Below are 8,086 nucleotides of genomic sequence, written 5' to 3' on the forward strand. Positions count from 1 at the left end.
TGGCCTTGGTGCGAACGCTCAGGGCGTCGGGGCGGTCACCGGCTCCTCGCGGTGGGGGTGGCGGCGCTCGAGGGAGGCGCCCTCCACGTCGACGTCGGGCAGGATGCGCTGCAGCCAGCCCGGCAGCCACCACGCCTTGTCGCCCACCAGGTGCATGAGCGCCGGGACGAGCAGCATCCGCACGACGAACGCGTCGAGCAGCACCCCGAAGGCCAGCGCGAAGCCGATCGGCCTGATCATCGCGCTGTGGGAGAAGATGAACCCGCCGAACACCGCCGCCATGATGATGGCCGCAGCGGTCACGACCGCGCGTCCGGCGCGCACCCCCTCGACGATGGCGCGGCGCGACGGCGCCCCGTGGGCGTACGCCTCGCGCATGCCGGAGCCGAGGAAGAGCTGGTAGTCCATCGCGAGCCCGAACAGGATGCCGAGCAGCAGCGTGGGCAGGAAGTTCAGGATCGGCCCGGGGGAGTCGACGCCGAACACCGAGCCCAGCCACCCCCACTGGTAGATGGCCACGACCCCGCCGAGCGACGCGAAGAACGACAGGATGAACCCGAACGTCGCGATCACCGGCACCAGGATCGAGCGGAACACGATGATCAGGATGATCAGCGACAGGCCCACCACGACGGCCAGGTACAGCGGCAGCGCCGCGGAGAGCTTGTCGGAGATGTCGATGTTGCCGCTGGCCTGGCCCGCGACGGCGATCTCGATGTCGCCGCCCACCGGCGGCAGCGCGCGCAGGTCGTGCACCAGGTCCTCGGTGGACAGGGCTGTGGGGCCGCCCACGGGGATGACCTGGAAGGCCGCCACCGTGAGGTCCTCGGACGTGCCGATCGGGGCCACGGCCACCACGCCGTCCTGGGCGTAGAGCTCCTCGGCGACCTGCGTCTGGAGCGCGAGGGCCTCACCCTCGGTGACGCCCTCCGGCAGGTCCGCGACCACCAGCAGCGGGCCGTTCTGCCCGGCGCCGAACTTCTCGGCCACCGTCGTGTAGGCCTGGTACTGCGTGGACTCTGGCGCCTCGGAGGAGCCGTCGGGCAGGTTGAGCTGCAGCGACGTCGCAGGCAGGGCCACCACCACGAGCGCGCCAATACAGGCGAGCGCGCGGATCACGGCGCCCGGTGTCGACATGGGCTTGGCGGGGGCGGCCAGCGGGGCGGGCGCCGCCGCGGTGGCCGTGGAGCCGAGGCGGGCGCGCTCACGGCGGCTGAGGATGCGCATGCCCGCCAGCGACAGCAGCGCCGGGGTGAGGGTCACGGCGACGAGGACGGCGACCAGGATGCACGCGGCGCCGACGGTGCCCATCAGCCCGAGGAACGGGATGCCCGTGACGTTGAGCGCGAGCAGCGCGATCAGCACCGTCGCCCCCGCGAACACCACGGCATTGCCCGACGTGCCGTTCGCCAGCGCGATGGACTCCTCGACCTCGTAGCCCTGCTTGAGCTGGCGCCGGTGCCTGTTGATGATGAACAGCGAGTAGTCGATGCCCACGGCGAGCCCGAGCATCACGCCGAGGATGGGCGTCACGGACACCATGTCGACGACGCCGGAGAAGGACATCGCGGCGAGCACGCCGATGCCGACGCCGACCAGCGCGGTGAGCAGCGGCAGCCCGGCGCCCACGAGCGTGCCGAGCATGACCACGAGCACCAGTGCGGCGACGACCAGGCCGACGACCTCCCCGACGCCGAGGATGTCGGGGACGCCCGCGGCGATCTCCGCGGACACGTCCGTCTCGACGCCCGGGACCGCGTCGCTGGGGAAGACGGCGGCGACGGCGTCCTTGGTTTCCTGCGTGATGGACATCTGCTGCTCGGTGAACGTCACCGGCGCGATCGCGGCGCTGCCGTCCGCGGAGACGGTGCGGATCTCCGAGGCCATCTGGAGCAGGGACGACGAGTCCTCGAGCAGCGCCTGCTGGGCGTCGAGCTCGGCGCGGCCGGCGTCGAGCTGTGCCTGCTGGGCGTCGAGCGCGGACTGCTGCGCGTCGAGCGCCGCCTGCTGCGCGTCGAGCTGTGCCTGCTGGGCGGTGAGCTGCGGCTCGGCCTGGGCCAGCGCGCCCGCGGCCTCGGCCTGAGCGCGCGCCGCGTCGAGCTGCGCCTGGCCCGCGTCGAGTTGGGCTTGGCCTGTGGTGAGCTGCGCCTGGCCGGCGTCGAGCTGGGACTGCCCGTCCTCGAGCTGCGTGCGGGCGGCGTCGAGCTGGGCCTGGCCGCCCTCGAGCTGCTGCGCCTGCTCGGCCCGCTGCGCCTCGGTGGCGAACGGGTCGATCACGGCCTCCACGCCGGGGACCTCAGCGGCCTCGGCGACCTTGGCGCTGATCGCGGCCTGCTGCTCGGCGGTGAACGCGGATCCGTCGGCGGTGCTGAACACCACGCTCCCGGTGCCGCCCGACGCCTCGGGGAAGGCCGTCTGCAGGCGCTGGGTCACCTCCTCGGTGGGGGTGCCGGGGATGGTGAAGCTCGTCGCGAGGGCTCCCGCGCCCAGCAGGTACGCGGCGCCGACGGCCACGAGCACCGCGAGCCAGGTGACGAGGACCGTGCGGGCGCGTCGCGCTGCCGTACGGCCGAGGCGGTAGAGGAGCTCAGCCATGGGGGTCCTTCGAGGTGCCGGTCGGGGGCGGTCGGGTCAGTGGTGGTGCGGGCCGTGGGAGGCGGCGGCGCGGTGGGACTCGATCATGCGGTCCACGAGGGCGGTCCACACGAGCCGGGAGGCGTCGTCGTCCGACGCGCCGGTCTGCTCGGCCCAGCGGCGGTGGACCGCGGCCAGGCCGCCCATCAGCGACGCGACGAGCACGTCGACGTCGAAGCGGTCGATCTCGGGGTGGCGTCGGGCCAGCCGTTCCGCGAGGCGGTCGCTCACGTCGGCCGCCGCGCGCAGCACGAGCAGTGCCTGGCCGGGGGAGGTGCGCGCGCCGCGGGCCCCGACGACACGCGTCAGGTAGGAGAGCGGGGTGACGAGGTCTGCGGAGCGCAGGGCCTCGGCGAGCTCGTCCAGCAACGAGGCGTCGCTGGCCGGGGCGTCGGGGGCATCGGCCGCGAGGTCGTCGACGACGGCGCCGAGGACGTCCACGCACACGGCGGTGACGATGTCCTCCACCGAGGCGAAGTGGTTGAAGACGGTGCGTCGTGAGACGTCGGCGCGCGCGGCGAGCTCGTCGACGGTGAACCCGGCGCCGCCGGTCTCGCGGATCAGGGCGGCCGCGGCGTCGACGATCGCCCGATGGCTCCGCTGCTTCGACGCCGCTCGGCGGTCGATCGGGGCGGCAGTCATGGGATGACACTAAGTGCATCGATGCACTGAGTGCAATCTGGCGAATGGGCGGGTGCGCGGCCTCGCAGCGCCCCGACGCCTTCACAGTGCGAGGGTGGGACGACGGACCTTGCCCGCCCACCCCTCGTGAGGTGAGACATGAGTGCTCCGACCTACCCGCTGCGCCTCGAAGGCCAGATCGACCCCGGCCTCAACAGGTGGCTGTGGCTGCTGAAATGGCTGCTCGTCATCCCGCACGTCATCGTGCTGTTCGTGCTGTGGCTCGTCTTCCTCGTCCTGACGTTCATCGCCGGGGTGATGATCCTGATCACGGCCCAGTACCCGCGCCCGCTCTTCGACTTCAACGTCGGCGTGCTGCGCTGGGGGTGGCGGGTGTCCTTCTACGCCTACGGGGCGCTCGGCACCGACAGGTACCCGCCGTTCACACTGGAGGACGTGCCCGACTACCCGGCCCGGCTCACCGTCGACTACCCCGAGCGGCTGTCCCGCGGGCTCGTGCTGGTCAAGTGGTGGCTGCTGGTGTTCCCGCAGCTCCTGATCGTCGGCATCCTCACCGGCGCCCCGTGGGGCGGCACGTGGGACGGCGACAACTCGTGGGACGACGGCGGCGGCGCCTGGCAGTCGGGCGGCGGGCTGATCAGCCTGCTCGTGCTGTTCGCGGCCATCGCGTTGTTGTTCAGCGGCCGCTACCCGCGCTCGCTGTTCGACCTGGTCATCGGGCTGCAGCGCTGGGTGCAGCGCGTCGCGGTGTACTCGGCGTTGATGACTGACGAGTACCCGCCGTTCCGCCTCGACCAGGGCGGGGCGGACCCCGGCCTCAGCCAGGGCCCGCCCCAGCCCTCGGCGCCCCGGCCTGATCTGGCCTAGCGGGCGCCGGGCTCGACGGGTGGCCGCCCGTCAGGGGGCGGCGCCTGCGGTGACGTGCGCGTCGAGCTCGTCGAGCGCGCTGTCCCAGCCGTCGTAGACGTTGCCGTCGCCTCGCGCGGCGTCGAACCCGCGCAGGTCGAACGTCATGCGGGTGCCGGGCCCGGAGGGCTCGAGCGTGACGGTGATGAGCGGCGCGTCGTCCGGGTCGTCGTCGGGGGAGCCCCAGGTGAAGACGAGCCGCTCGGGCTCGACGACCTCCCGGTAGACGCCGCCCGTCGGGTACTTCTCGCCGGTCTCGTCGTTCACCATCGTGTAGGCGTACCGGCCGCCGACGCGGGCGTCGATGGCGACGGTCTCGCGTGGGGTGTGCACGCCGCTGGGGTGCCACCACGCGGCGGCCTCGTCGGGGTCGGTCCAGGCGCGCCACAGGTCCTGCGGGGTGGCGTCGAAGTCGCGCACGAGCGTGAAGCCCTTGGCCATGTCGATCATCGCTGGTCCTTTCTGCGGGAGCGGAGGTGCTCCTCGAGGGTGTCGAACCGCGCGGTCCAGTCGGCGCGTTGCCGTGCGATCCACTGGGAGGCGTCGTCGAGCCCTTCCTCGCGGACGGCGCACAGCCGCCATTGCGCGTCCACCGTGCGGGTGAGCAGCCCGGCGGCCTCGAGGACCGCGAGGTGCTGGGAGACCGCGGGGCGGCTGATCGGGTAGTGCCCGGCCAGCTCGCCCACGGTGCGTGGCCCGTCGGCCAGTCGCGTGAGGATGTCTCTGCGGGTGGGGTCCGCCAGCGCGCTGAACACCCGGCTGAGTGGATCGTCCGCCGCCCGCACTTCACCGCCTCCTTATGTAAGCCATTGCTTACACGCTACGCCGTCGAGGTGGCGCGCGCCAGGGGTGGCGGCCCGCCGATCTGCCGCGTGATCTCGCGGCAGGGGCCGCCGTGCCCGGCCGCGCGGAGGCGTGGGGCGGAGGCGTCGGCCCAGGTGGCCGGTGATCCGCCGGTAGTATCCGAAGCCGTGCCCTCGCGGGGTGCGCTGCCACAGGTGCGCAGCGGAGTGCAGGAACAGCGACGACGGTGATGTCGGGACGGACGGGGGCGCGGGTGCCGATGGGCGCGGATTCAGGGGCGTGGGAACGCCCCGGGCGCTCGGTCGGTGTGCGGGACGTCGCCGCGCTCGCCGGGGTGTCGCTCGGCACGGTCTCCAACGTCATGAACCACCCCGAGCGGGTCGGGCCGGAGACGCGCGACCGCGTCGAGGCGGCGATGCGCTCCCTTGGATTCGTCCCGTCGCGCGCGGCCGGACAGCTCCGCAGCCGCCGGTCGGAGCTCATCGGCCTGGTGGTCCCGGACGTGGGCAACCCGTTCTGGGCGACGATGCTGCGCGGCGTCGAGACGGTGGCCGACGCGGCGGGGTTGACCATGGTGGTGGGCTCCACACACCAGGACCCGGAGCGGCAGCGGCACGTGCTGCGCGTGCTGGAGAGCCAGGGCGTGGACGGGCTGGTGATCGCCCCCATCGTGGACCGGGCCTCTGACTGGGCCTCGTTCGAGGACCGCAGGTTCGGCGTGGTGACGCTCGAGCGGCAGGCCGCCGGCTCCACCGGCGCGTGGGTGAGCCTGGACAACGTCGAGGGCGCCCGGCTGGCGATGGGCCACCTGGTCGACCTGGGGCATCGGCGCATCGCGCTGGTGAACGGGCCGCCGTCGGTGTCGTGGTGCGCCGAGCGGCGTGAGGGCGCGGTGTTGGCGATCTCCGAGCGCGGGCTCGAGGCCGAGGTCGTGCTGGTGGACGTGGTCGTGGACGACCTCACCGTCGCGGAGGGCGCCGCGGCGGTCGCCCCGCTGCTGGACGATCGCAGTGTCACCGCCGTCATGTGCGTGAACGACATGCTCGCGCTCGGCGCCCTGCTGGCGATGCAGGAGCGCGGGCTGCGCACGCCCGAGGACGTGACGCTCGTGGGGTACGACGACGCCGACTTCGCGCCGGCCCTGAACCCGCCGCTGACCACCGTGCGGCAGCCGGCCTTCGACATGGGCGTGGCGGCGGCGGGGCTGCTGCTGCGCGCCGACCAGCGCGCGCCCGGTGAGCACGTCCGGTTCGAGCCGAGGCTCGTCGTCCGGGGCTCCAGCGGACCGGCCCCGGGGTGATTCCTCCCGCCTGACCCGTTCTCGCGACGCCTCTCGCAGAGTCGTCACCGAACTGTGACCTGGCTCATTTGACTTCCGACGGGACGCGAGCGAGTCTTGAACCGGTTCAGCGTGAACCGGTTCAATCGACACACGCCGGGCCGCTCCACCGTGCCGATGGCGTCACTCGCCGAGGCACCCGCACGATCCAACGGAGGATTCTGTGACCCGGGACCACGTGACCCGTCGCGAGTACGACGACTTCGGCCGCACCGTGCGGGCCTTCGGCTCGAATGAGCGGGCGGCGGTCCTCGCGGGGATGCCGGTCAACCGCTCCAAGGTGATCGTGTTCATCGTGGCGGGCGTGTGCTTCGCGCTGGCCGGGGTGTTCATGGCCGGGCGGCTCTCCTCCGCCGAGGGCAACATGGCCACCGGCTTCGAGATGAACGTCATCGCGGCGGTCGTCGTGGGCGGCACGGCGCTGCGCGGCGGGCGGGGCACGATGTTCGGCACCGTCGTCGGCTCGGTGCTGTTCGCGGTGCTCGCCAACGCGCTCAACCTGCTCGGCGTGGCGTCGTACTGGCAGTACGTCCTCACCGGCGCGGTGCTCATCGCGGCTATCGCCGTCGGAGCCCGGCGGTCCTCGGCCGCCGAGGTGCGTGGGGCCGGCTGATGGGTTTCGGAGCGGACTCCGCCCCGGTCGGCGACGCTGTCCGCCGGCTCGTGGGCGCCCCCGACCAGCTCGTCTCGGTGGACCGCATGGTCCGCGACGAGGGAGCTGGCCGGGGGGCCCCGGTCCTCGTGGTGCGCAACCCCCAGGGGATCTCCTTCGAGGTGCTGCTCGACCGCGCGCTGGACATCGGCTGGGCCGACGCGCCGGGCCTGCCGCTCGCGTGGCGCTCGGCACGGGGCCCTGTGGAGTCCTCGCGCTACGAGCCCGAGGGCGCGGGCTGGACCCGGACCTTCGGCGGCGGACTGCTCACCACCTGCGGGCTCAGCGCGACCGGGGCGCCGTCCACCGTGGACGGCACTCACCACGGCCTGCACGGGCGGGTGGGGCACGTCCCCGCCGAGAACGTCCGCTGGGGCCTGGTCGAGGACGGCGACGACGGCCTGGCCGTCGAGGTCACGGGCGACGTGGTCGAGACCGCGTTGGGCTCGCCCACGCTGCGGCTGCGGCGGCGCATCGTCGCCAGCACGACCCGCCCCGAGCTGCGCGTCGAGGACGTCGTCACCAACGACGGCTTCGCCCCCGCCGGGCACATGTTCCGGCACCACCTCAACCTCGGGTACCCGCTGGTGGGCCCGGGCACCGTCGTGGCGGCGACGGCCGAGCCGCTCGCCGAGCGCGACCGCCCCGGCGAGGAGCCGCGCACGCTGCCGTGGACGCTGGACCTGGGCGAGGACGGCTCCACGCCCGAGGTCGTCCTGTACTGCGCCCCCGAGCCGGGCCCGACGGCCACCGTCATGGTGATGGCCACCGACGGGGCCTGGGCGCAGATCGAGCAGGCCGTCGACGGGTGGCCGCTGCTGGTGCTGTGGCGCGACGCGAAGCCGGGGGTGAACGTCCTGGGTGTCGAGCCCTCGACCTCCCGTGACGGCGGCCGCGAGCAGGCCGAACGGGACGGCGAGGTCATCTGGCTGGCGCCGGGGGAGTCCCGCCGCTACACGACAGTGGTGCGCGCCGGCCGCTGACGCCGCCCGCCCCGCCCTCACCGCCCCGCCCCCGTCTCCTATACACAACCCCCAGGCCACGGGACGCTACGCTCCATCGTATGCCGTCTTCCGCTTGTAAAAAAAAAAAAAGGAGCGTAGGCTTAG

General features: G+C 73.1%; 8 protein-coding genes. 4 read left to right on the top strand and 4 right to left on the bottom strand.

What is annotated here, in order from left to right; all coding sequences use genetic code 11:
• Window positions 1–18 precede the first annotated feature (18 nt).
• Window positions 19–2,595 carry an MMPL family transporter gene (locus QUV83_RS07115; protein WP_289563493.1) on the bottom strand — a complete coding sequence of 859 codons (2,577 nt, stop codon included), beginning with the start codon at window positions 2,593–2,595 and terminating at the stop codon, window positions 19–21.
• 36 nt (window positions 2,596–2,631) lie between these two features.
• On the bottom strand, window positions 2,632–3,276 hold the full coding sequence (locus tag QUV83_RS07120) for a TetR/AcrR family transcriptional regulator (protein WP_289563494.1): 645 nt from the start codon (window positions 3,274–3,276) through the stop codon (window positions 2,632–2,634).
• A gap of 138 nt (window positions 3,277–3,414) precedes the next feature.
• On the opposite strand from QUV83_RS07120, the gene QUV83_RS07125 reads away from it, so the two are divergent.
• Window positions 3,415–4,143, top strand: a complete 729-nt coding sequence (locus QUV83_RS07125) for a DUF4389 domain-containing protein (RefSeq protein ID WP_354003929.1) — start codon at window positions 3,415–3,417, stop codon at window positions 4,141–4,143.
• 30 nt (window positions 4,144–4,173) lie between these two features.
• Here QUV83_RS07125 and QUV83_RS07130 read toward each other — a convergent pair whose 3' ends face one another.
• Both QUV83_RS07130 and QUV83_RS07135 read right to left on the bottom strand, forming a co-directional pair.
• Window positions 4,174–4,632 carry an SRPBCC family protein gene (locus tag QUV83_RS07130; RefSeq protein WP_289563495.1) on the bottom strand — a complete coding sequence of 153 codons (459 nt, stop codon included), beginning with the start codon at window positions 4,630–4,632 and terminating at the stop codon, window positions 4,174–4,176.
• Window positions 4,629–4,937: an ArsR/SmtB family transcription factor gene (locus QUV83_RS07135; RefSeq protein WP_289563496.1), complete on the bottom strand. Its 309-nt coding sequence runs from the start codon at window positions 4,935–4,937 to the stop codon at window positions 4,629–4,631. The genes QUV83_RS07130 and QUV83_RS07135 overlap by 4 nt, the downstream gene beginning before the upstream one ends.
• A 308-nt stretch (window positions 4,938–5,245) precedes the next feature.
• Here QUV83_RS07135 and QUV83_RS07140 point away from each other — a divergent pair, with 308 nt between their 5' ends.
• From QUV83_RS07140 to QUV83_RS07150, 3 genes are all read left to right on the top strand, one after another.
• Complete coding sequence (locus QUV83_RS07140; RefSeq protein ID WP_289563497.1) at window positions 5,246–6,286, top strand: LacI family DNA-binding transcriptional regulator; 1,041 nt, start codon at window positions 5,246–5,248, stop codon at window positions 6,284–6,286.
• 202 nt (window positions 6,287–6,488) lie between these two features.
• Window positions 6,489–6,938, top strand: coding sequence for an ABC transporter permease (locus QUV83_RS07145; protein WP_289563498.1), 450 nt, complete (start codon window positions 6,489–6,491; stop codon window positions 6,936–6,938).
• A complete protein-coding gene (locus tag QUV83_RS07150; RefSeq protein ID WP_289563499.1) occupies window positions 6,938–7,960 on the top strand; it encodes a DUF4432 family protein in 1,023 nt (340 codons plus the stop codon). Before QUV83_RS07145 ends, QUV83_RS07150 begins: the two co-directional genes overlap by 1 nt.
• Window positions 7,961–8,086 lie beyond the last annotated feature (126 nt).

Source organism: Cellulomonas cellasea, from assembly GCF_030372105.1.
Classification (GTDB): domain Bacteria; phylum Actinomycetota; class Actinomycetes; order Actinomycetales; family Cellulomonadaceae; genus Cellulomonas_A; species Cellulomonas_A cellasea_A.

Excerpts from the sequence above, each read along its gene's own strand:
- QUV83_RS07115 (WP_289563493.1), bottom strand. The coding sequence starts at position 2,595 with ATGGCTGAGCTCCTCTACCGCCTCGGCCGTACGGCAGCGCGACGCGCC.
- QUV83_RS07120 (WP_289563494.1), bottom strand. The coding sequence starts at position 3,276 with ATGACTGCCGCCCCGATCGACCGCCGAGCGGCGTCGAAGCAGCGGAGC.
- QUV83_RS07125 (WP_354003929.1), top strand. The coding sequence starts at position 3,415 with ATGAGTGCTCCGACCTACCCGCTGCGCCTCGAAGGCCAGATCGACCCC.
- QUV83_RS07130 (WP_289563495.1), bottom strand. The coding sequence starts at position 4,632 with ATGATCGACATGGCCAAGGGCTTCACGCTCGTGCGCGACTTCGACGCC.
- QUV83_RS07140 (WP_289563497.1), top strand. The coding sequence starts at position 5,246 with ATGGGCGCGGATTCAGGGGCGTGGGAACGCCCCGGGCGCTCGGTCGGT.
- QUV83_RS07150 (WP_289563499.1), top strand. The coding sequence starts at position 6,938 with ATGGGTTTCGGAGCGGACTCCGCCCCGGTCGGCGACGCTGTCCGCCGG.